Genomic DNA, 22,850 nt, shown 5'->3' on the forward strand with positions numbered 1-22,850 from the left:
TCTATTATTTTGGATAAAACCATGGCTCATCGCTAAAGACAACAAAGGTAGGAAGGTGATATGGATGACAAGGATGTTGTGCAAGCAACGGATTTATTCTCCGAACAAGATTATAAATGGAGAAAAATGGAGCTCGTTCACACCTTCTGGTTAAAAGTTGAAGGCTTTGTTTCCCTGCGGACGACAGTGTACCCAGTACATCAACCTTAAAGCGACAATGAGCAACGATGAAAATTAGATTTTCTTATGTGGACGGTGGAGTTCATCCAAAACTTGGTCAATTATTTCATTGGCAACCAAGGACATTAGGTGATGAAGCGGCGAAATGCTATAACCAGTACCTTTGTGAGGTGTTGAGTTCTGTCGCTCAAGGAACCGATGATTGTGATCGGCTTCTGAAAAATATCAGCGACGTTGAGAACGGGACTCAAGCTGAAATTGAGACCGGGGGGAATGACGTTACGCTCACGATTAGACCTACCGGAGTGCAAGTTGATATTGAAATCAATGAAGATTGGATAGGTCAGCCCGATGGGAATTTTAAGCTAAGTGAGTGGAAGACCGTTTTAGAGGGCTGGCGTCGATTTCTTGAAATGCCACAATCTTTGGAATCGGTTGTCGAGGTCGACGTGTAATAGGGCACCTCGAAAAACTACCCCGGTTCTGGCGCGGGTGACGCTGCTGGCGGGGCAAAAGCACCTGGCGGCTTAGATGGCGGTGTAGGTGCGGTTCAAACGCCGGTAACATCCGGCGGGACTGCGAATCTTGCGACTGTGCCCGGGAGGAAGGGACAGCTCACTGGTGAGAATCTTGCCAACATTGCAGCGCAGGATCCTAGATTGGCGAACGCAGTGAACGGTAGTGGGGCGCCAAACCCGAACTTTACTATTGGAGCGGGGACAGCGACCGAGGCAAATCAACTAGGCCAAGCTTGGGTGAGTGATGGTGCTCGATTAGTGACCAACCAGGCTGCTTATCCGGGCTGCTTGATAAGCGCGGATGGCACAAGAATTTATGGACCACCGCAACCCAAAAATTCGACTTTTGCGACGACCGGGGTGCAGGCAAATTTCGTCGGCAAACTCCAACGGGGACTTTGATCAACAATGGTCATTTGAATGTGACTCCATGAAAGCAATTGTTAAATCAATATGGCTTGATAGTGCAACCATCGATCTGGATACATACTTGCCCGATGACCCAGAATGTTTCGGCTTGTGGATTGAATTCAGAGTAGGCATCACAGATAGGGATGGGGCGGATGATTTTCGACTGTTTGTTTGCACGCCAGAATGGCTGAAAAGTGAACGCAGCCGGCAGAGGACTATTTGGGGGCGCCACATGCTGTTTGTATTTGAATATGATCTTGATGAGATTAAAGCTGAGATTGATCGCCGAGTCGAAAGCTGCAAGGGCGATGATTGGTTAGCCATTGCGCGCCAGATTGCTAGGTTCGCCGCTTGGGAATTCGAGGATTATCAGCCGTGAACATTTCCTTTGCTTTAAACGTTTAGATCCGTTCCGATTTCGGCCGCCCACGCGCTGCAAATGGACACCCAGGCCAGGCGCTCGACACGGGCCGCGTCTATGGCGACACGGTCAGCATCGGCGCCGCCCAGATCGCCAACAGCGGCACCGGCGTCATCGCCGCGCACGCCAGCCTGAACCTAGGCGCGCAAGAGATCAGCAACAGCGGCGCCGATGTCTTGCTGCTCAGCCTGGGCGACATGCATCTCGGGGCGCTCGTCGACCAGGTGCTGTAACGTCAAACAAAAGTTGAATTCTCAGGTTGCGCCGGCGGCAAGGCGCTGGGCGACGTCAGCACCGGCCACGGCGCCAGCCTGGCGCAGAACGCCGCCAACAGTGGCGCGGTGGTCAAGGTGGCGCCGAACGGCCTGTCGCTGCTGAATCCGAACCCCAACGGCAGCTATGTGTTCGAAACCCGTCCGTAGTTCGCCAACCACGGCGACTGGGTCAGCAGCGACTATCTGCTGAAAGCGCTTGACACCGATCCGGCCGTGACGCACAAGCGCCTCGGCGACGGCTTTTATGAACAGCGCCTGGTGCGCGACCAGCTGATCGAACTGACCGGCCGCGCGCCGTCGGGCGGCCAGAGCGACGACAGCCGCTACAAGGAGTTGCTGACCAGCGGCATCAGCGTGGCGCAGCAATACGGCCTGCGGCCCGGCATCGCATTGAGCGCCGACCAGTTCAGCCACCTGACCAGCGACATCGTCTGGATGGAAACGGAAACCGTCAGCCTGCCGGACGGCACGGTGGAAAACGTGCTGGTGCCCAAGGTCTACCTGGCGCACGCGGGCGCCGGCGCGGTCAAGGCCAGCGGCGCGCTGGTGACCGGCGACGGCGTCGACATCCGCACCACCGACAACATCGTCAACCGTGGCGGCCTGATCGACGGCGCCAACGGCCGCACGGTGCTGGTGGCCGGACAGGACATCGTCAACCAGGGCGGCACCGTCAAGGGCGGCGCCATGGACCTGCAGGCCGGGCGCGACGTGATCAACCAGTCGCTGACGGTCAAGCAGGAATACGCCAGCGTCAACACCAGCGGCAGCTACACCACGCTGTCCAACCAGGCCGGCATCGCGGCCGGCGGCGCGCTGACGATCAAGGCCGGGCGCGACGTGACCGACACCGGTGGCAGCATCGCCGGTGCCAGCGTCGCCATCGGCGCGGGCCGCGACGCCAGCTTCAACGCGCTGCAGACCGGCAGCACCTACGCCTCGCAGGTGGCGGGCTACACGGAAAAAGACAGCAGCGCCACCTGCAAGACCGGCCAAGTCGCCACCAGCGGCGACCTGAAACTGGTGGCCGGCCAGGACATCAAGCTGAGCGGCACGCAGGTGGCCATCGGCGCGACCGGCAGCGGCACGCTGCTGGCGGGACGCGACGTGACGTTGGCGGCCGTCGTCAACGAGGTCAACATCAGCAAGCAGAACGATCCGGGCAGCAAGCTGTACGACAAGGAGATCCATCAGGACCAGACCGTGGTCGGCGCGTCGGTGACGGCCGGCGGCAACCTGGCCGTCAAGGCCGGCGACAGCGGCCTGGGCAACCTGGCGCTGGCCGGCAGCAACCTGGCCGGCGGCGGCAAGGTGCAGCTGACGGCCAGCGGCGACGTCAGCATCACGCAGGTGCAGGAAACCCACCTGACCGACCTGGCGCACCATGATGAATCGAGCAGCACGTTCAAGAAGAGCAGCAACACCTCGGCCGATTACAGCAACGTCAGCAAGGTGGTGGGCAGCGGCGTCAGCGGCGACGCGGTCACGGTACAGTCGGGCAAGGACATTGTCATCCGTGGCAGCGATCTGAGCGCGACCGGGGCGTTGACCCTGACCGCCGGCCGTGACCTGCTGGTGTCCAGCGCGCAGCAGACCGACAGTGAAAAGCATAGCGAGGAGCACCAGCGCAGCGGCTTCTCCTTCAACGTTGCCTCCGGCGCGCTCGGCTACAGCAAGAGCGACGAGGCCAAGGCCCGCAACAGCGATACGGTGACGCAGGTGGGCAGCGTGCTCAGCGGCGGCAGCGTCAGCGCCAGCAGCGGGCGCGACACGGTCATCAGCGGCAGCACGGTGGTGGCCGACAAGGACATCGCCATCGACGCAGGACGCAACCTGAGCATCGTCAGCGCCGAGAACAGCAGCACGGGCGCGTCGTCGACCAGCAGCAAGAAGTCGGGCTCGATCGGCACGACGTTCCAGCCGGCGGTCGGCACGGTCAAGAGCGCCACCGACGGCACCAACGCCAGCGTGACGCAGGTGGGCAGCCAGATCGCCAGCCTGGGCGGGGACGTCAGCCTGAAGGCGGGCGAGCACTACACGCAGACCGCCAGCGAGGTGAAGGCGCCCCAGGGCGACATCGACATCAGCGCCAAGGACGTGCTGATCAACGCGGCCATGAACAGCGCCAACAGCAGCGACCACAGCACCTACAGCAAGACCGCCATCGGCGGCAGCGTCAGCGTGCCGTTGGTGGATGCGTTGAAGAGCGCGAACAGCATGGTCAGCGCGGCCAAGAACACCAGCGACAGCCGCATGCAGGCACTGGCGGCGTTGAACACGGCGGGCAGCCTGGTCGATGCGTACAAGGCCTACGACACCGTCACGAAGACCGGCATCAAGGTCAGCATCAGCCTGGGCAACCAGAAGAACGACAGCACGGTGGTGCACACCAGCGAGACGGCGGTGGGCTCCACCATCACGGCCGGCGGCGACGTGACCATCCACGCGACCGGCGCCGGCAAGGACAGCAACCTGACGGCGATCGGCAGCGACATCAAGGCCGGCCAGGACGTCAGCCTGTCGGCGGACAACCAGGTGAACCTGCTGGCGGCGCGCAACACGGCCAGCCAGCACAGCACCAACAGCTCCAGTAGCAGCAGCATCGGCATCGGCTTCGGCATCGGCGGCACGTCGAACGGCTTCACGATCGACCTGGCCGTCAGCCAGGCGCGCGGCAAGGCCGACGGCGACGACGTCGGCTACACCAACAGCCACGTCACGGCCGGCAACCAGGTCAACGTGCACAGCGGCGGCGACACCACGCTCAAGGGCGGCGTGATCGCGGCGCCGACGGTGGTGGCCGACATCGGCGGCAACCTGAACATCGAGAGCCTGCAGGACAGCAGCAAGTACAACAGCAAGCAAAGCAGCGCCGGCCTGAGCGCCAGCCTGTGCATCCCGCCGGCGTGCTACGGCGCCAGCACCGTGAGCGGCAGCATCGGCAAGTCGCATGTGGACGGCGACTTCTTGTCGGTGCTGGAGCAAAGCGGCATCAAGGCCGGCGACGGCGGCTTCCAGGTGGCGGTGAATGGCAACACCGACCTGAAGGGCGGCCTGTTGAGCAGCAGCCAGAAGGCCATCGACCAGGGCAGCAATGTGCTGATGACCGGCAGCCTGACGTCGAGCGACCTGCAGAACAAGGACCACTACGACGCGGGCGGCTTTGCATTGTCCGGCTCGATCAGCGGGAAGCTGGGCGATCAGAGCCCGCCCAAAGAGAAGACCGACAAGTGGACCGACGAACAGAAGAAAGCCGCAGCCGCTGACGGCAAGCCCGGCGCGAGCGCCGGCTTCGGTTCGGCCAGTGGCGACCAGGGCAGCACGACCGCAAGCGGCATCAGCGGCGGCCTGATCACGATCACCGACCAGGCCAGACAACTGGCGACCGGCAAGGACGCCGCGACAGCCGTGGCCGGCGTGGACCGCGACGTGACGACGGAATCGGCCGCGGCTAAGGCCGGCGCCTTGACCAAGGGCTGGGATGCCCAGCAACTGCAGAAGGATGTGGACGCGCAGATCGCCATCACGCAGGAGTTCAGCAAGCAGGCGCCGAAGGCGATTGCTCAATATGCTGGCGACCAGCGCGACGCACTCAAGGCGCAGGCAGCCCAAGAAAACGACGAGGTGAGGAAAAAATCACTGCTGGACGAGGCCGGAAAATGGGATGAGGGTGGTGCTTATCGCGTAGCGCTGCACGCCGTAAGCGGTGGCTTGACTGGTGGGCTGAATGGTGCCTTGGGTGCTGGTGTAGTAGCTGATTCCGCAAAATTACTGGATCAATTGCAAAATAATGCCCGAGACGCATTATTGGCGCAAGGTGTTAGTCCAGAATTAGCCAAAGCAATTTCGCAGGGTTTGGCGGAAACCACGGCACTTGGGATAGGTACTGCTGTGGGAGGTGCTGCAGGCGGAGCGGCGTCGCTCGCCACGGACACCAATAATCGGCAATTACATCCCGATGAGCGTCAATGGGCAAAAGAAAATGCTAAGAAGTATCAAAAATATCTGCTAGATAAAACTGGAGATAGCATTTCAGCAGAGGATGCATATCAACGTCTGCTTTCGGCCGGATATGCTGTGGTTGATAATGCTGCTCAAATAGGCGGGAAAAGCGATATATTCGCGTTACAGTATTTATCTGAAAATAAGTCGAGTGGCCTATTTATTGCCACAGCCGCTGAGCGGGCTAGTCCATTCCTAAATGGGAATGTAGACAATTCGTGGACCCCTGAGATGGCTGCGCGCTTTGGTCCAAAAACACCTGGAGAGGCAGCAAGTAGAGCGGTTACCAAAGCCGTAGAATTCCTTGGTAAACCATGCACTAATAATTGCGCAGCTAAATTCGATGCAATTGCTGAAGCTGTTAATGCACTTGAAAAGGCAGCTGTCTTATATCAGGATGACCCTGGTAGCGTTAAAATTATAAATCAGCAAATTATTGACTTAGGATCGGGTATTACTAGAGAAGAACTGGTGAGAGGAGCGATTCAGTCAGTAAGTAATACTGATAAGTCCTTAGCATTAATGCTTTTGGGGAATCCATCAAGAGCGCTGGCAGGATCTGCTGTTACTGAAAGCATTAGTGCTGTTTCTTTGGTGCAGCAAATTAAGGAGTTGCGCTTGCAGCTTCCGTCGAGCGCTAGGACAGGCGGCAATATGGGGATTGCTCAGATCGATATCCCTGGATTACCAAACCAGATGGTTGCTTCCAGTAGAATCGATGTTCCAACTGCAAAGCAGCTAGAATTGGGTTTCGTCGGTAAGACTACTGAAACGTTTGCTAGTACGTCGGTACCTAATGCGGCCGGTGAGCTGATACACCGAGGACCGGATTCGGAAGCTAAGATACTGAACAATATTGCAGACAGGCTTGGGAATAATACTTCTGCAAAAGGCTCTGTCATCCTGCTAACTGAACGCGAACCTTGTACTAGTTGTTCAAATATCATTGAAAAATTCCAGGCGAAATATCCTAATATTTCACTGAAAGTAATGGATAATGATGGGGTTGTATTAAATCCTCCCAAGAATGGTAAATAGCATGCGTGATAGAATTACTTACTACGAAATTCGCACCTGGTTATTGGATTGCTATTATGTATATTGCCGCGAGAAGATGTTTAGTGGAAGCCAGTGGGAAGAAGGTGAGCACGAACTGGGATATGCGTATGATCAGTATTCCGATGCGTTTCATCTGCCAATTGAGAAAATAATGCTGGAAGTATTGGTATTGGTTCTGGCATCTGGGCGATTGACGAAGTCTGCATTGTATCACTATCAAAAAATTTCAGAATTTTCTGCTGGAACGAGATTGCATGATATCGCGAATGATTTGCCGCCAGATGAGAGAAATGATTTTTTATATGATCTATCTATTTTGAAGCTGGTTTGATGGGTTTGGTACGAAAAAAGAAATGAATATCGTGAAAATTAAATCAATAAATTGTCAAATAAAAAACGATAGCCCTTGGTCCGAAAGGAATTGATGCGGGATACTGCCGAATTACTGTTGTCGGATAGTCTTAGAGAGCGCGGAGGGAATTTTAGTGATGCAGGACTACATTAGAGGAATTTAAATGAAATGGGCGAAGTTGGATGGAATTGCTTCAGAGGAGCATCTGCTTTATAAGGTCCTAATGTGGATTATTGCTCCGTACAGTAACCGTCCGGTAGACCATTTCCTTAAAAGAGTCTTGGTGGCGGAAAAGGGCTTCGGGGGCGATCCGGGTTGGGAGATTGAATACTCGGAGGATGTTGTAGTAGGTCATGGTTTTAGGGTCTGGGCCGATAAGGAAATAAGTTGTTTGGATGAGGAGGAGCTGATCTATGATAGCGAAACATTTTATAAGGCTCTTCGTGAGACATTGGAGGCTTATTCTGTAGCTCATCCCTCTTACAGGCAAGAGATATCTGAAATAATAAGACTTTATGGGCTTGATTTGATTTAAAACTAGGGCCGGCGACGTTATGTGGCCCAGAGGCACGAAGGACCTATCTGCCTGAGAGATTAAACCGCGTCGATATTTCAGCCTCTAGCTGCCGCCCACCGCTGTACGGGCCACTGTCCAGTGGCACCAGCATGTTTGGCGAACATAAAAAGAAAATACCAAAATGAAAAAAATCAAATACCTCACCGTGGCAATTGCCACCTGCGTGATCCAAACCGCCCACGCCAGCGAACCAGCGCAGTGTCAGACGCAGACCGCCGAAAAGACGGTTTTCGAAATGTGCCTGCTTCCCGGCGCGGCGTTCCAGCATGACCTGTACACACTGAAGGCGGACAAGGTCTTGATCGCCGCCTTGGTCGATGACTACGCCGAGTCGGTGCAACTGGAGCATAAATTGCTCGATGGGCCGACCATCGAATTCCCCTTGTCGCGCCAGGGCGGCAACCCGGTCAGCATCGTCGGCGGCTGCGTCCCCGAAAGCAAGGACCAGATCGAAGTCGCGCGCGTTTGCAACTTCCGCTGGGGTAAAGTTCAAATCATCAAGGACGTTCGATTCGAATTCAAATAGGCCTGCTCATTTGCTTAAAAAGCATGGTTGGGGATACCATACATTTTTTAACGGCGGGTGCCGCGATGAAAACTGTGAAGTTCCCTTCGGGATCGACTGTTCCTGCGCTGGGCCAGGGCACTTGGAACATGGGCGAGGAAGCCGCCCGCAAGCGCGATGAAGTCCGCGCCCTGCAGCTGGGCCTGGACCTCGGCATGACGCTGATCGACACCGCCGAAATGTATGGCGAGGGCGGCGCCGAGGAAGTGGTGGGCGAGGCGATCGCCGGCCGCCGCGACGAGGTCTACCTGGTCAGCAAAGTCTATCCGCACAACGCCAGCTTCGAAGGCACGCAGGCCGCGTGCGAGCGCAGCCTGCGCCGGCTGAAGGTCGATTGCCTCGATCTCTACCTGCTGCACTGGCAGGGCCACTTCGCGCTGGACGAAACCGTCGACGGCTTCGAGGCGCTCAAGAAAGCCGGAAAGATCAAGGACTACGGCGTCAGCAACTTCGACCTCGAAAGCATGCAGGACGCCGTCGGCTGCGGCGCCATCGCCACCGACCAGGTGCTGTACAACCTGTGCAAGCGCGGCATCGAGTTCGATCTGCTGCCGTGGTGCCGCCAGCAGGGCATGCCGTTGATGGCCTACTCGCCGCTGGAGTCGCACGGCCGCGAACAGGCCGCGCTGCTGGATAATCCTGGCCTGCATGCCGTCGCCCACGCCCATGGCGTCACGCCGGCGCAGATCGCGCTGGCCTGGGTGCTGCACCAGGACGGCGTGATCGCCATCCCCAAGGCCACCGATCCCGTGCATGTGCGCGCCAACCGCGCCGCCGCCGATATCAAACTCTCCCCGCAGGATCTGGCCGCGCTGGATCGGGCATTTCCGCCACCCCGCCGGAGCCGCGCGCTCGACATGCGTTAAAAGGACCTATGAAACACGAACTGCTTTGTTTAAGCATGCTGCTGGCTTGTGCCGGCGCCTGCGCACAGGAAGTCCCGGCGGCCGATGCCGAGGCGCCGCAAGTGGTTGAAGTGGGCGGTGTAAAGAACCCTGAACTGAAATCCTACAAGGTCATGCTGAAAGGCGTGGACGCATTCGAGGAGCACCGTCATTACGCGCCCGCCGCGCCGATGAAATTCAAGCTGGTGTCGGCCGCGCCCGGCGGATCGGTGGATGGCGTGACGCTGCGCATCGCAGGCGACAATACGTCCGAAAACGTTCCTGTCGCAGCGGATGGCACCTTCGTCCTGCCGCGCATCCAGGCCGCGATCGACGACAAGGCGGACCTTGTCACGAACAAGAAGAAAAGCCTGTTGCGCTGGCGCGGCGATATCCATACGCCCGGCGTGCCGGCCAACGCGCGTCGCCTGGGCGATTTGCGCATGGAGTGCGAGATCGCCTGGGCTGTCAATAAGGACGAACTGTCTTTCCTGATCCGTAACGGGCTCGCGCTGGGCGGCGGTATTTGCCATATCAAGAGTGTACAGCTGAATTATCAGGCGCCATTGAACGCGACCGGCGTGACGCTGGTCTCCGGAGATCGACGTCAAACGTTGCCGTTCATCGCAAAGAAGAAAAACGTGTTCGCGCCCCCTCTGGCCGACACCAGCTGGGACGACGAGTCGCTGATCGAATATGAATTCGCGTCGGCTGCCATGTAAGGACGGCACGTGGCCTCTGCTACACTGCTGGACAGTCAAACTGTCCAGCACATCATGCTAAACCGAATCAAGCAACTGTTCTCCGCCAAAGACACCAGTCACCACATCCTGATCAACGCCTACTGCACGATGGCCGAGGTTCCCAAGCCCGGCTTCCCGCACGTGCTCAATGCACGGCGCGACCTGGCCGATCCTGAATTGCAGCCCCACCTCAACGGCTTCATGAACTATCTGGCCCAGGCCGGAGCGGGCCAGATGACGCAGGTGCGGTACCACGTGATCCGCCATGTGCAGCGCGTGCGCCAGCATGTCAGCCTGTCCATCGAGGAGGGCGCGATGGACGGCTTTGCCGTATGGGCGGAGGCGGCAAACGCCATCGTCTTCATGGCCGACGGCAGCGTGCGCGATCCGCAAGGGCGCGTGCTGCTGCCAGCATCCGGCAACGACGGCGATCCGCAAGCCGTGGTTCCGTATCCACCGCAGGCCTGGCAGCGCAAGGCGCGCTCCGACGAGCTGCTTGCCGCCCGCAAGATCGCGGTACCGGCCACGCTGCCGCCGTTGGTCTCCGAGCCGGAACTGCGCTTGCGCACGCCGGAGGATGTGCTGCGCCGGATGCTGGCGCTGTTCGTGGTCGCGATCCGCGCCGAGTCGCTGACGGGCGGCCATGCCATCGCCGTCGAGGATCTGAAAAAGCGCTTCCCGCCTGCCTTCGCCGGTCTGACCGACGCGGAGCGCGCCTTCCTCGCGCAGGAAGCGCCTACGGAGCAGGAGACCACCCAGTTCCTGTGGCGTTATGAAGCCATCCTCGTGCTGCAATGGGCGCTTGGCCTGCAGGAGGCGCTGCCGTTCGCCGACGCGATCTGCGACGTGGCGGCCATCTCGCGCACCGTCATCGAGCGCGGCACCGAAGGCCTGCGCAAGCAACTGGCCATGCGTCCGGCGGCGGAGATTCTGGATGCGCTGGACCTGCACTACCGCCAGCACTGGGCCACGCGCCAGGCGATCTTGAAGAAAACCGCCGCTCCCGCAGCGCTGAACGACGGCGTGCTGCAGGAACGACACCACGCGCTGAACTGGCTGGTGCATTTCGAGGACCGCGATTGGGACGACGTCGACACACCGACCTGACCTGCTGCTACACTGCAGGCTGATAAAAACTGTCCAGCATAAGTCTATGAGCCTGCAATCTGTTCGTGAATTCTTCCTCGCCCGTGATCTTGATCTTCCCATTGTAGAACTGGAAGTCAGCACCGCCACGGTGGCGCTGGCGGCCGAGGCGCACGGGGTGGAGCCGGGCCGCATCGCCAAGACGCTGGCGTTCCGCGTCGCCGAAGGGCGCGTGATTTTGCTGGTGGCCAGCGGCGTGGCGCGCATCGACAACCGCAAATTCAAGGAGGCCTTTGGCAAGGGGAAGATGCTGCCGCCGGACGAAGTGGCGGAAGCCACCGGCCATCCTGTCGGCGGCGTTTGTCCGTTCGGCCTTGCGCAGGCGCTGCCGGTCTATCTCGATCATTCGCTGAGCAACTTCGATGAAGTGCTGCCTGCCGCCGGCTCCACCAACAGTATGGTACGGATCACGCCCGCTCTGCTGGCGACCGTCACGCAAGGGCAGTGGGTGGACGTCTGCTGACGGCTACGGCGCTGGCGGATTGGCTTTCGGCGCGGTGAGCACCTCCACTTGTTCCTGCAGGCGCCGGATCTGCGCATACAGAGGCGACGTCATGGCGCCAATTTCCTGCTCGGTATATCGCGGCGTGATGTGCTGCGGGCAGTTCCAGTCGTAGCCTTCCACGGTGATGATGAAGGCCCGTTCGATGCGGCCTGCGTAACCCGGCATCCTCAGCCGCTCCATCAACGCCGGGTCGTCCGCCGCTTCAACGGTGCGTGCGCGGCCGATGATCTTCAGTCGGACTTGCTCCGCATAGTCGACCAGTATCATCGAGATGCGGTCGTCCGTTTTCAGGTTGCCTACGCTGAGATACTGCAGGTTGCCGCGAAAGTCAGCGAAGGCCAGCGTCTTCGCATCGAGCGCGCGCAGGAAGCCCGCCGGCCCGCCGCGATGCTGCACGTACGGCCATCCGTCCTGGTTGACGGTGGCCTGGTAAAAATGGTCGCGCTCTTCGATGAAGGCGATCTCCCGTTTCCCCAGGCTGTCCTGCCGTTCTTCCATCCGGTCGAGGAACCCATATCTGGCGCGGCTTCCCATGTTCTCCTGAACTTCGCGTACCGCAGGCGTGAAGGTGATGTCGGAATATGCACGTCCCATGATGGGCTCCCCGTTTTGGTTGGAATCAGGCTGCGATTTTCAGTTCGACTTTCGGGAAGTCGATCTCGACCCGGCTGGCCTTGGCCAGGATATTGGTCAGGAAGTTCATGGCGACGTGGGTGATGATCTCCACGATATCCGATTCGCTGTAGCCCGCGTTGCGGATCTCCGCCAGTTCGACGGCGCTGATCTCGCCTTTTTTCTCCATCAGGCTTTGCGCGAACTTCACCGCCACCGCCGCTTGCGCATCGGCGCTAGTGCCGATGCGGGCGGCGCTCATCTCGTCGCCGCTCAGGCCTGTCTTGCGGCCGATGGCGGTGTGCGCGGACACGCAGTATTCGCAGCTGTTCTGCTGTGCCACCGCCAGGGCGATGCGTTCGCGGGTCAGGGCGTTCAGCGAGCCGTCGTTGGCCACGCCGTGCAGGCCGAGGAAGGCGCGCAGCGCGACCGGCGAATTGGCGAATACTTTCAGGAAGTTGGGCACCATGCCCAGTTGGCCCTGGATGGCGTCCAGCAGGGCTTTTTGTTCGGCGTTGGCGGTGGCGTTTTCGATGGTGGCGATACGGGTCATGGTGTTGCTCCTTTGGGTTGTGGGTTGTTTGTTCAGCGAACACTTGCAGTTTCATCGATAAGAGGGATAATGAGAATCCGTTAAATATGCAATGAACTATTTCTAAAACAGGAATAATATGGACAAGCTCTCCGCCATGGCCATCTTCGTGGCTGTCGTCGACGAAGGCGGGTTTGCCGCCGCCGCCCGCAAGCTGAAGATATCGCCGCCGGTGGTCACGCGCGCCGTGACGGAGCTGGAGGAGGGCATGGGCGTGCGCCTGCTGTTGCGCACCACGCGCGTGGTGCGGCTGACGGAAACCGGCGCGCGCTATGCCGCGGACTGCCGCCGCATCCTGGCCGACGTGGTGGAAACCGAGACATCCGCCGCAGGCGCCCACGGCGCGCCGCGCGGACGTTTGGTGATCACGGCCTCGGTGATGTTCGGCGCGATGTACGTCACGCCCATCGTCACCGAGTACTTGCGGCGCTACCCGGAAACCGACGTCGAATGCCGTTTCCTCGACCGCGTGGTCAACATGATGGACGAAGGCGTGGACGCGGCGATCCGCATCGGCGTGCTACCCGATTCCAGCTACCAGGCGGTCGGCGTGGGGCAGGTGAGACAGGTGCTGTGCGCGTCGCCGCAATACCTGGCTGCGCGCGGCACGCCATCCACGCCGCAGGAGTTGTCCGGCCATGACCTGATCGCGGCGACCGCCGTCACGGCCACCAACGACTGGCGCTTCGAATGCGAGGGCAAGACGCAAGTGGTGAAGGTCCATCCCCGGATGAGCAGCACCAGCAACGACGCCGCCTTGCGCGCCGCGCTGTCCGGCTTCGGCATGACCCGTGTGCTGTCCTACATGGCCGCGCCGTATCTCGCCAATGGCCGCCTGGTCGCCGTCTTGAGCGACTGCGAACCCGCGCCGGTGCCGGTCAGCGTGGTGCATCACGAAGGCCGCCACTCGTCCCGCAAACTGCGCGCCTTCCTCGACCTGGCCATCGCCACACTGCGCGGGGACGCCGCGCTTCGATAAAAAATTGTATACAAAATTCGTTGACAATGTATCCGGCGAGGCGCAATATCGTCGTCAATAAACGCGTCGGTCACGAGCTGTTGCGTTGCTAAGCATCCTTTCTACGCACGGTTAAGGGCAGCCCGTGCGGGTTGTAGTTGCAAAGTAACGCCCATAAAAAAAGACAGACGGAGACGCGTTTATGAATCACTTGTTATTTCAGGTCGAGGATCGGCCACCCCTATTCACAACCGTATTGCTGGCGGCCCAGCACATGCTGGCCGCGCTGGGCGGCATCATCGCCGTGCCGCTGGTGGTGGGCGCGGCGCTCAAGCTGCCGGCCGACCAGATCATCACCCTGATCAACGCCGCCTTGCTTGGCTCGGGCATTGTCACCATGGTGCAGTGCAAAGGCATAGGTCCAATCGGCATCAGGCTTCCTTGCGTGATGGGCACCAGCTTCGCCTTCGTCGGCGCGGCCATCAGCATCGGTTTGGAACATGGCGTTCCGGCGATACTCGGTTCATCGCTGGCGGCTTCGGTGGTGATGATCGTCGGTAGCTGCTTCATGCCGAAGATCCGCAAGCTGTTCCCGCACGCCGTCACCGGCGTGGTGGTGACGATGATCGGTCTGTCGCTGGTGCCGGTGGCGGTGGACTGGGCGGCGGGCGGCCATGCGCCGGGCGCGGTCTACGGCTCTCCGCTCAACCTCGGCATCGCCGCCTTCGTGCTGGTCACGGTCATCATGCTGGTCCAATTCGGCAAAGGGATTGTATCCGCCGCTGCGGTGGTGATCGGCATGTTCATCGGCTACCTGTTGTGCGTTTCGATGGGCATGATCGACTTCTCGCAGGTGCGGAACGCGCAGGTCTTCGCGCTGCCCCAGCCTCTCCATTACGGCATGACCTTCCCGGTGGCCGGCGTGGTCGCGATGGCGATCGCCTATCTGGTCACGATGGTGGAAACCACCGGCACCTTCATGGCGCTGGGCGCCGCCACCGACACTAAAATGCGCGGCAAGACGCTGGCGCGCGGCATCCTGTGCGACGGCGTCGGTTCGGCCTTCGCGGCGCTGTTGTCCAGCCCTCCGGTATCGACCTTCGCGCAGAACGTGGGCGTGGTGTCGCTGACCGGCGTGGCAAGCCGCCACGTGGTCGCGCTGACCGGCGTGATGCTGTTCCTGGCCGGCCTGTTCCCGATCCTGGGCGCGGTGGTGGTGACGATACCGCAGCCGGTGCTGGGCGGCGCGGGCCTGATGATGTTCGCGATGATCATCTCGGCCGGCGTGCAGTTGTTGAGCCACGTCGAGCACACCAAGCGCAATGGCATCATCATGGCGGTGGCCATCGGTTGCGGCCTGGCGGTGACGGTGCGGCCGGAGTTGCTGTCCAAGCTGCCGGCCTTCGTCAAGGAAGTCTTCGGCTCCGGCATCACCGTCGGTGCGCTGGTGGCCGTGGCCCTGAACCTGGTGCTGCCCGAACGTCCGCTGGAATTGAACGACGACGATGAGGAAGAAGACGTCCCGCAGGCTTTTCTGACCTCGGAGCGTGAAGCGGCTTAAAATACGTTTGATATCAACCCTACTGTTTCCGCAGTGCCCGCGCATTGTTTCCGCAGTGTTTAGCCCTTATAGAAAATGACTAAAACCCTACTGATCATAAATGCGCGCGTGCTGGTGACGATGGATGACGAGCGTCGTGAAATCGCCGGCGGCGCCGTCTACATCCGGGACAACGTGATCGAACAAGTCGGCCCCAGCGCCGATCTGCCGCAGCAGGCCGACGAGATCATCGACGCGGCCAACCATGTGGTGATGCCCGGCCTGGTCAACACCCACCACCATATGTACCAAAGCCTCACGCGCGTGATCCCCGCCGCGCAGAACGGCGAACTGTTTAACTGGCTGACCAACCTGTATCCAATCTGGGCCAACCTGACGCCGGAGATGGTCAACGTGTCGACGCTGGCGGCGATGTCGGAATTGATCCTTTCCGGCTGCACCACCAGCAGCGACCATCTGTACATCTACCCCAATGGCTGCAAGCTCGATGACAGCATCGAGGCGGCCGGCAAGATCGGAATGCGCTTCCACGCCGCTCGCGGTTCAATGAGCGTCGGCCAGTCCAAAGGTGGCCTGCCGCCGGACCGCGTGGTGGAAGAGGAGGGCGCCATCCTCAAGGACACGCAGCGACTCATCGAGACCTACCATGACGCCGGCCGCTACGCGATGCAGCGCATCGTGGTGGCGCCATGCTCACCGTTTTCGGTGTCGCGCGATTTGATGAAGGAAGCGGCGGCGCTGGCCCGCAATTTCGGCGTGTCGCTGCATACGCACCTGGCCGAGAATGCGAACGACATCGCCTACAGCCGCGAGAAGTTCAACATGACGCCGGCCGAATACGCCGAGGACTGCGGCTGGGTGGGGCGCGATGTCTGGCACGCGCACTGCGTGCAGCTGGACGACGATGGCATCTACATGTTCGGCCGCACCGGCACTGGCATCGCGCACTGTCCTTGTTCGAACATGCGCCTAGCCTCCGGCATCGCGCCGATCCGCAAGATGCTCGACAGCGGCGTCCCGGTCGGCCTGGGCGTGGACGGTTGCGCCTCCAACGATTCCGGCCACATGATGGGCGAGGTGCGGCAGGCGATGCTGCTGCAGCGCGTGGGCTTCGGTCCGGATGCGATGACCGCACGCCAGGCGCTGGAGATGGCCACGCTGGGCGGCGCCAAGGTGCTGAACCGCGACGACATCGGCGCGCTCAAGCCGGGCATGGCGGCGGACATCGTGATGTTCAAGCTCGATACGATAGGCTTCGCCGGCGCGCTGCACGATCCGGTCGCGGCACTGGTGTTCTGCACGCCGCCGAATGTCTCGCACAGCATCATCAACGGCAAGGTGGTGGTGCGCGATGGCGTGCTGTGTACCATCGACCTGCCGGTGGTGATCGAACGCCATAACGCGCTGGCGCATCAATTGGCCTTGGCTGCCGCCTGATAGCTGGTGATGGCCTGGTCAAGGGCCAGCCGCATGTGCAGGTCGTGTGCCGCCTGGTCCGCCGGCTCGGCGTCAGCTGCAGGCGGCCGGCCTTCGCTGCGCTGGCGTTGTTCTTCGAGCGCCTGCTCCAGATAAGCATCGTCGGTGCCGAACCATTCCAGCGTAATCCGCTCGCCGAGCGTGCGGACGCGTAGTTGCTGGCGTTGCTGCTGCCAGCTGCTGATGCGGTTCAGGTCCTGCGATGCGGCGCTCGCGGAGGTGAAGTGTTGCGCCGCCAGCAGTTCGTCGTGGGCGGTCAGGTAGGCTTGATAGCGGGCGGCGATCTGGATCGCTTCATTGGCTGCCGCTGCCGGCAGCGCGCGCCGCAGGTGTTCCGTCAGCGCTTGCATTCCGCCGCCGGCGCTGTGGGCCAGCAGAAAACGATCCATCAGTTGGTGCAGCGCGAAGTCGGGGATGAGTTGCTGGTCGTCGGTCAGTGACAGGCCAGGGGGAGCGTTGCCTTCGCCGGTTGGCACATCCAGCCAGTGGCGCGCGGCCCGCCGGGCCTCGCCGGCGTCCGCGCAGGCGGCGTGCGGATCGGCGGCGCAGGACTTTGCCGGCAGCGGAGCTGCCTTACGCTCCGCCGACGGCGAATCGGGCGCTTGCGGCTCCCGCCACGCCCACGCCGTGAGCAGGGCGGTTGCCGCCAGCGCCGCGATAGTCGCCGCAGCCTTCATCAGTAGGTAGGCCAGCCGCCGCTGAAGGTCAGGTCGTTGATGAACAGGACGCCGTTGTAGTTGTTCTGGCTATCCAGTTCGTGCCGCACCATCACGCCATTGGACACCGACTCGCCACCGGGCGCGATGAAGCGTCCGCCGCCGGCATCGAGTGTGGTGCCGCCGCCGTTGCGCATGTCGACGCCGTTCTTGTCGAGATAGGGGCCGGTCACGCTGGTCGAGCGGCCATACGAAATATGATAGGTGCTGTTGGCGCCCGCGCAGCACTTGCCCTTGGAGACGAACAGGTAGTAATACGAACCGTTCGCCATGATGAACGAGTTCTCGATGCCGGTGCTGTCGGATGCGAGATGGAACCAGCTGCCGATTGGCTTGAGCGTGTTCGCGTCGACCCGCGTGGTGTAGATGCCGGTCCAGAATGAACCGAACGACAGCCACGGTTGACCGGCCTTGTCGACAAAGAAGTTGGGATCGATGGCGTTGAAGTTATTGCCAGGCGCGGAGCTTAGCACCACGCCCTTGTCGGTCCAGTTTCCCGCTGCGATGCTGCTGGCGGTGGCCAGGCCGATGGCCGATTTCTGCGAGCCGAACGTGGATACCGCGTAGTAAAGGATCGCCTTGCCGTTCCAGACGTGGATGTCCGGCGCCCAGACGGTCTTGGAATTGTTATTGTACTGGCCCCACCACGACAGGCCGTTGCCGAAGATGCTCACGCCTTGCTTCCATGCGTGGCCGTCCGCCGAAAACTTGACGCCAATGCCGTTGTCGCTGGTTTCGGTGATCCACCAGGTGCTGTTTTCCTTGTAGACGCTGGGGTCGTGCGTAACGAGGTCGCCGGTTAGCGTCCACGTGGAGGCTTGAACACCGGCGGCGCACAGCGCGATGGCTGCCGCCGCCGCACATTTCTTGAGTAGCTTTTTAGTCATTGTCGTCTCGCTTTATAGGTTTTGTGTCTGCCCATGCAGGATTTCATGTTGCGGCAGGTGCGAGGGGGCGTCCAATGAATTATTGTCGTCAGCCGATATCCCGATCCGTATTGTTAAATCAGCAGCGCGGAGACCAGGTCCCGCTTGGCCGGGTTGGCGTTGATGTCGAAATTGAGCGCCGCTTCCACGTGGCTCAGGTGGTGCAGCATCAGCTCCGCCGCCTTGTCGGCATCGCCCGAGCGGGCCGCCGCCAGGAAGGCCGCGTGTTCGTCGGATGAGCAGGCGGCGTCGCGCTCCGATTGATACAGCATGGTGATCAGCGAGCTGCGGCCCACCAGCTCGCGCACGATCTCCTTCAGCACCTGGTTGCCCACGACGTCCGCCAGCAGCACGTGGAAATCGCCCAGCAGCTGCTGGCGCATCTTCGACGGCACTTGCGACAGCGTGCTGCGTTCCTCCTTCAAATGCTTCTCCAGCTTCCGGTAATCGGCCGGCTTGGCCTTGGCGGTGAACTCGCGCGCCAGCGCCGCCTCGATGATGCGGCGCGTGGCGAAGATCTCGCGCGACTCCTGTTCGCTGGGCTGGCTCACCATGGCGCCCTTGTCGGGGACCATGTTAATCAGCTTGTCCTTTGACAGTATCAGCAGCGCCGCGCGGATCTTGGTGCGGCTGACCGAATACAGGCGGCACAGCGCTTCCTCGCGCAGCTTGGTCCCCGGCGGCAGCTTGCGCGCCGCGATGGCTTCGGCGAGATGGGTGGCGATGTCGTTGGCGCTTTCGGCGGGCTGGGTGATGGACATGTAGTGGCTTTGAATTCTGTAGTGTCGTTTTTTCGTCCCATGATACCGCAGTATTGGAGAGGTAATCGCATTACATCTGTGTCGTGAAAAGCGACTATGGAAGCGGTTCCTATGGGGGATTGTGAAAAGTTGAATCGTATTTCGCTTGTTGTTTACTGTAGTTCTGCTACATTTTATCTGGGCTGCAGTATTTCCCAAAATACAAATAAAACGACACGGAGACGAAAAATGAAGAAAACCCTATTGGCCGCCGGCCTGCTGGGCGCTTGCGCCCTGGCACCCGCACACGCCGCATTCAACCCCGCCGACACCTCGGTGCAGATGTTCCGCTGGAAGTGGAACGACATCGCCAAGGAGTGCACCAACTGGCTCGGACCGCAGGGCTTTGGCGCGGTGCAGGTATCGCCCCCGCAGGCCTCCGCCAGCCTGGGTGCGTGGTGGGATGTGTACCAGCCGGTGAACTTCGCCTCGCTGAAGAGCAATATGGGCACCGAGGCCGAGTTCCAGACCATGATCAACACCTGCCACACCGCCAAGGTGCGCGTGTATGCGGACGTGGTGGTCAACCATCTGGCCGCCGGTTCCGGCACCGCGACCGATGGCTCGACGTGGAATTCGTCCACACTGGCCTATCCTTTCTTCAGCTCCAGCGATTTTCATCCGGCCTGCGACATCGCCGGCAGTGATTACGGCTCGCCGGGCAATCGCTACAACGTGATGTTCTGCCGCCTGAGCGGTCTGCCGGATCTGAAGACCGACGGCGCCTACGTGCAGGGCCAGGTCCAGACCTACCTGGCCAAATTGATCAACATGGGCGTGGACGGCGTGCGCTTCGACGCGGCCAAGCATATGCAGCCGAGCGACCTGCAGGCGATCATGGGCGGCGTCACGCACACCACCAAGGCCGGCGAGGCGCTGTGGATCACGCAGGAGGTGATCCCGGACAGTAACGTGATGCGCTCGGACTACTACAGCGTCGGCACGTTGAACGAGTTCCAGTACACCTTCGCGCTCAAGGCCATGTTCCGCAACGAGAACGGCGCCAGCCTGTCGCAGGTGCGCGCCATCATGGGCACGCCCGGCAACTGGGGCGGCACCTGGGGCTTCGTGCCGAGCGAGAAGGCGACCGTCTTCGTCAACAACTGGGACACGGAGCGCAATGGCAGCTCTCTGGTCGCCAGCAACTACGTCTCCGGCACCACCAACGACACGCAGGGCACCAAGCGCTACGACCTGGCCAACATCTTCATGCTGGCGTGGCCTTACGGATCTGCGCAGCTGCACTCGGGCTTCCGCTTCACCAACTACGACCAGGCCCCGCCAAGTGCCAGCCCGTTCGACGCCAGCGGCAACCCGCTGATCAACCAGCAGTGGGACTTCATCCATCGCTGGGGCGACATCTCCAACATGGTCGCCTTCCGCGCGGTTACGTCGGGGCAGGGTGTGGACTACTTCACCAACGGCACCGCCAACCAGATCGCGTTCGGACGCGGCGCCAAGGGCTTCGTCGCGATCAATAACGAGTACGCGGCCTGGAACGCATCGCTGCAAACGCTGCTGCCTGCGGGGACTTACTGCAATGTGGTGCACGGCCAGTTGAACGCCGCCGGCACGGGCTGCACCAGCGACAGCGTCACCGTCGGCAGCAACGGCATGATCAGTGTGAGCATCCCGGCCAACGGCGGCGCGACCGTGCCTGCGGTGGCGCTGCACGTCAACCAGAAGGTGGGCGGCGGCGGTGGCGGTACCTGCACCACGGTGCCGGTGACCTTCCGCGTGGCGAATGCGAATACGGTGGTGGGGCAGAACGTGTACGTGGTGGGTAATCGTGCGGAGCTGGGCAACTGGACACCGGGTGCGAGCGATCAACTCAACATCGAAGGCAGTGGCGCCAACGTGCCGTGGTCGCGCACCTTCCAGTTGCCGCCGTCAACGGCGATCCAGTACAAGTTCATGAAGTACGGCGTGAGCACCGTATGGGAGAGTAACCAGTCCACCGCCAGCGGCAATCGCGAGGCGACCACGCCGGCTTGCGGCGGCTCGGTCACCCTCGACGCGGGCAGCTTCCAGTTTTAATGCACGCTGGCTGGAACGGCCTTTTCCTGCTGGACGAGGATGAAGGGGCTGACCACCACCGCCCATAGTTCGGCGTTGGTCTCCAGCCAGGTCGCCGCCTGCTCGTCGCTGACTTTGGCGAGCAGGCCGGCGTTCATCCACTGGGTGATGTTGGCCTTGTCGTCGTGCGAGATGCGCACGGCCACGTCGACCAGGTCCAGCGAATTGGCGACCCACACCACGGTGCCGGCCGCGAAATGCTTGAGCAGTTCGGTCCATGGCAGGCGCGCGGTCTCGCGGTTTACTTTGAGACGCAGGTCGGTGTCGTTTTCAGGTTTGGTTTGCATGATTCAGATAAGTTCGATGATCGGTACAGGGCTACCCCGCCATGTTAACCGATACACCGCGCCTTTGCGAACATTGCCCACCAGCGCAGGGCGGAAGCAGGCCAGGTTGGTGCCGCCGTCCAGCCGCACGCTCGGATAGATGATGCCCAGCGAGCCGCCTTCCAGCAGGCGTTCCGCCAGCAGCTGCGATTCGATGTAGCTGTCCGGCGCCAGGCAGCCGAGGTAGCGCAGTTGCCCGCGCAGGTCATGGAACGGGGCGGTGAAATCGGCCAGCATGGTCTGGTACTGCACGCTGTCGTCGAAGCGGTTGATCTCCGCGTATTCGACGGCTTTGTGGAAGCTCACTTCGGCCAGCGCGGTTTCAACGTTGAAGGCGCAGTACCATGCGCCGCGCGTGCCGCCGTTGAAGCGGCTGCCTTCAGGGCGGGCGTAGGTAAAGGCGGCGTTGACGATGCGGAAGTTCGGCACGCCGAACACCAGTTCATCCATCGTGATGCCGGTGGCGTTGCCATTCTGCGCCTGCAGGCGCGCGTTGGTGGCGTTATCCAGATCAAACAAATCGTGCAGATCCTGCTCGTTATCGGCGAGGGGCGCGAGGACCGAGTCTTCCATGTCGGCGAAGCGCGAGGGCAGCAAACGGCAAGTGTCGAACTGGCGCAGCGTGGTTAAGGGTGGTATCAGGCTGACCGGCACTTACAGACCTCCGCGGCGCGCGTCCAGCAACTGGCGCACGATCTGCATGGCGGGCAGTCCGCCGGCGGCGACATAGGCGAGCGGTGTGCGGCCGCCGAAAATCAGGTTGGTGTTGGCGAGGCCCATCCACTCGTCGGCGAGTTTGTCGCCGTAGAGGATGTGCAGCGCCTTGTAGATACCCAGCAGGTAGGAGATGCGGGTGATGCAGTCCACCTCCAGCGTGCGTTCCGGGTGTTTTTTCCACTCGTAGTAGGCGCTGCTGGAAATGCCGCCCAACAGTTCGCGGGCGTCGTCGTCGCGCAGTTTCCAGGCGGCGGCCAGCTTGAAAAAGCCCTTGAGGGCAGCCTTGGACAGCCGTTCGCGTTCGGCCTTGGCGTTCAGGTCGACCAGCACGGTTGGCTCGAAGCGGCTGCGGGGGTAAGCGTAGGTAAGATTCATAAATCCTCCGTTGTTGGAGTAGTTATACTCCTTTTTCGGATGGATAGCAACCGGGAATCAACCTGGCCTCTAGCGTG

At 60.9% G+C, this 22,850-nt stretch carries 24 protein-coding genes; 15 read left to right on the forward strand and 9 right to left on the reverse strand.

The annotated features are described in order from the left end of the window. Window positions 1-60: 60 nt before the first annotated feature. From ACUJB0_RS20105 to ACUJB0_RS20115, 3 genes are all read left to right on the forward strand, one after another. Window positions 61-210 (forward strand): hypothetical protein, encoded by a 150-nt coding sequence (locus ACUJB0_RS20105; RefSeq protein WP_444846764.1) that lies wholly within the window; start codon window positions 61-63, stop codon window positions 208-210. A gap of 17 nt (window positions 211-227) precedes the next feature. Beyond that, window positions 228-635, forward strand: coding sequence for a hypothetical protein (locus ACUJB0_RS20110; RefSeq protein WP_444846765.1), 408 nt, complete (start codon window positions 228-230; stop codon window positions 633-635). 493 nt (window positions 636-1,128) lie between these two features. Beyond that, window positions 1,129-1,488, forward strand: a complete 360-nt coding sequence (locus ACUJB0_RS20115; RefSeq protein WP_444846766.1) for an immunity 8 family protein — start codon at window positions 1,129-1,131, stop codon at window positions 1,486-1,488. Window positions 1,489-1,585: 97 nt separating this feature from the next. Here the strand turns inward: ACUJB0_RS20115 and ACUJB0_RS20120 are convergent, their stop codons facing one another. Then, the gene (locus tag ACUJB0_RS20120; protein WP_444846767.1) at window positions 1,586-1,729 is read right to left on the reverse strand and encodes a hypothetical protein; all 144 of its coding nucleotides are present in this window, start codon (window positions 1,727-1,729) and stop codon (window positions 1,586-1,588) included. A gap of 289 nt (window positions 1,730-2,018) precedes the next feature. Here ACUJB0_RS20120 and ACUJB0_RS20125 point away from each other — a divergent pair, with 289 nt between their 5' ends. The 8 genes from ACUJB0_RS20125 to ACUJB0_RS20160 all read left to right on the forward strand — a co-directional run bounded on the left by ACUJB0_RS20125 (window position 2,019) and on the right by ACUJB0_RS20160 (window position 11,596). Then, window positions 2,019-6,845 (forward strand): hemagglutinin repeat-containing protein, encoded by a 4,827-nt coding sequence (locus ACUJB0_RS20125; RefSeq protein ID WP_444846768.1) that lies wholly within the window; start codon window positions 2,019-2,021, stop codon window positions 6,843-6,845. 1 nt (window position 6,846) lies between these two features. Continuing rightward, window positions 6,847-7,197, forward strand: coding sequence for a hypothetical protein (locus ACUJB0_RS20130; RefSeq protein WP_444846769.1), 351 nt, complete (start codon window positions 6,847-6,849; stop codon window positions 7,195-7,197). Between the two features lie 184 nt (window positions 7,198-7,381). Then, on the forward strand, window positions 7,382-7,753 hold the full coding sequence (locus tag ACUJB0_RS20135) for a hypothetical protein (protein ID WP_444846770.1): 372 nt from the start codon (window positions 7,382-7,384) through the stop codon (window positions 7,751-7,753). 163 nt (window positions 7,754-7,916) lie between these two features. After that, window positions 7,917-8,321, forward strand: a complete 405-nt coding sequence (locus ACUJB0_RS20140; protein WP_444846771.1) for a hypothetical protein — start codon at window positions 7,917-7,919, stop codon at window positions 8,319-8,321. A 65-nt stretch (window positions 8,322-8,386) separates the two neighbouring features. Further along, entirely contained in the window at window positions 8,387-9,226 is an 840-nt protein-coding gene (locus tag ACUJB0_RS20145; protein ID WP_444846772.1) for an aldo/keto reductase, read from the forward strand. Between the two features lie 8 nt (window positions 9,227-9,234). After that, complete coding sequence (locus tag ACUJB0_RS20150; RefSeq protein WP_444846773.1) at window positions 9,235-9,966, forward strand: hypothetical protein; 732 nt, start codon at window positions 9,235-9,237, stop codon at window positions 9,964-9,966. Between the two features lie 54 nt (window positions 9,967-10,020). Further along, window positions 10,021-11,094, forward strand: a complete 1,074-nt coding sequence (locus ACUJB0_RS20155; protein WP_444846774.1) for a DUF4272 domain-containing protein — start codon at window positions 10,021-10,023, stop codon at window positions 11,092-11,094. 46 nt (window positions 11,095-11,140) lie between these two features. Beyond that, window positions 11,141-11,596, forward strand: coding sequence for a YbaK/EbsC family protein (locus ACUJB0_RS20160; protein WP_117010320.1), 456 nt, complete (start codon window positions 11,141-11,143; stop codon window positions 11,594-11,596). A gap of 3 nt (window positions 11,597-11,599) precedes the next feature. On the opposite strand, the gene ACUJB0_RS20165 is transcribed toward ACUJB0_RS20160, so the two are convergent. Continuing rightward, entirely contained in the window at window positions 11,600-12,232 is a 633-nt protein-coding gene (locus ACUJB0_RS20165) for a pyridoxamine 5'-phosphate oxidase family protein (protein WP_444846775.1), read from the reverse strand. Between the two features lie 25 nt (window positions 12,233-12,257). Further along, entirely contained in the window at window positions 12,258-12,803 is a 546-nt protein-coding gene (locus tag ACUJB0_RS20170) for a carboxymuconolactone decarboxylase family protein (protein ID WP_444846776.1), read from the reverse strand. Window positions 12,804-12,921: 118 nt separating this feature from the next. Here ACUJB0_RS20170 and ACUJB0_RS20175 point away from each other — a divergent pair, with 118 nt between their 5' ends. The 3 genes from ACUJB0_RS20175 (at window position 12,922) to ACUJB0_RS20185 (ending at window position 16,798) form a co-directional block, all read left to right on the forward strand. Continuing rightward, window positions 12,922-13,821 carry a LysR family transcriptional regulator gene (locus ACUJB0_RS20175; RefSeq protein WP_444846777.1) on the forward strand — a complete coding sequence of 300 codons (900 nt, stop codon included), beginning with the start codon at window positions 12,922-12,924 and terminating at the stop codon, window positions 13,819-13,821. Between the two features lie 181 nt (window positions 13,822-14,002). Further along, window positions 14,003-15,361: a nucleobase:cation symporter-2 family protein gene (locus tag ACUJB0_RS20180; protein ID WP_444846778.1), complete on the forward strand. Its 1,359-nt coding sequence runs from the start codon at window positions 14,003-14,005 to the stop codon at window positions 15,359-15,361. A gap of 75 nt (window positions 15,362-15,436) precedes the next feature. Beyond that, complete coding sequence (locus tag ACUJB0_RS20185) at window positions 15,437-16,798, forward strand: 8-oxoguanine deaminase (protein WP_444846779.1); 1,362 nt, start codon at window positions 15,437-15,439, stop codon at window positions 16,796-16,798. Here ACUJB0_RS20185 and ACUJB0_RS20190 read toward each other — a convergent pair. The 3 genes from ACUJB0_RS20190 to ACUJB0_RS20200 form a co-directional block, all read right to left on the reverse strand. Beyond that, window positions 16,774-17,514, reverse strand: a complete 741-nt coding sequence (locus tag ACUJB0_RS20190) for a hypothetical protein (protein ID WP_444846780.1) — start codon at window positions 17,512-17,514, stop codon at window positions 16,774-16,776. The genes ACUJB0_RS20185 and ACUJB0_RS20190 overlap by 25 nt on opposite strands. Then, on the reverse strand, window positions 17,514-18,440 hold the full coding sequence (locus ACUJB0_RS20195; RefSeq protein ID WP_444846781.1) for a family 43 glycosylhydrolase: 927 nt from the start codon (window positions 18,438-18,440) through the stop codon (window positions 17,514-17,516). Before ACUJB0_RS20195 ends, ACUJB0_RS20190 begins: the two co-directional genes overlap by 1 nt. 113 nt (window positions 18,441-18,553) lie before the next feature. Continuing rightward, window positions 18,554-19,240, reverse strand: a complete 687-nt coding sequence (locus ACUJB0_RS20200) for a GntR family transcriptional regulator (RefSeq protein ID WP_444846782.1) — start codon at window positions 19,238-19,240, stop codon at window positions 18,554-18,556. Between the two features lie 228 nt (window positions 19,241-19,468). Here ACUJB0_RS20200 and ACUJB0_RS20205 point away from each other — a divergent pair, with 228 nt between their 5' ends. Continuing rightward, window positions 19,469-21,316 (forward strand): carbohydrate-binding module family 20 domain-containing protein, encoded by a 1,848-nt coding sequence (locus tag ACUJB0_RS20205; protein ID WP_444846783.1) that lies wholly within the window; start codon window positions 19,469-19,471, stop codon window positions 21,314-21,316. Here the strand turns inward: ACUJB0_RS20205 and ACUJB0_RS20210 are convergent. From ACUJB0_RS20210 to ACUJB0_RS20220, 3 genes are read right to left on the reverse strand one after another with little or no spacing between them, the layout of a single operon-like run. Next, window positions 21,313-21,642 carry a DUF2288 domain-containing protein gene (locus ACUJB0_RS20210; protein ID WP_444846784.1) on the reverse strand — a complete coding sequence of 110 codons (330 nt, stop codon included), beginning with the start codon at window positions 21,640-21,642 and terminating at the stop codon, window positions 21,313-21,315. The genes ACUJB0_RS20205 and ACUJB0_RS20210 overlap by 4 nt on opposite strands. A gap of 3 nt (window positions 21,643-21,645) precedes the next feature. Next, on the reverse strand, window positions 21,646-22,335 hold the full coding sequence (locus tag ACUJB0_RS20215; protein ID WP_444846785.1) for an RES family NAD+ phosphorylase: 690 nt from the start codon (window positions 22,333-22,335) through the stop codon (window positions 21,646-21,648). Then, a complete protein-coding gene (locus ACUJB0_RS20220; protein ID WP_444846786.1) occupies window positions 22,336-22,773 on the reverse strand; it encodes an antitoxin Xre/MbcA/ParS toxin-binding domain-containing protein in 438 nt (145 codons plus the stop codon). It lies immediately after the preceding gene. Window positions 22,774-22,850: the final 77 nt, after the last annotated feature.

Source organism: Duganella caerulea (assembly GCF_040362985.1).
Classification (GTDB): Bacteria; Pseudomonadota; Gammaproteobacteria; order Burkholderiales; family Burkholderiaceae_D; genus Rugamonas; species Rugamonas vulcania.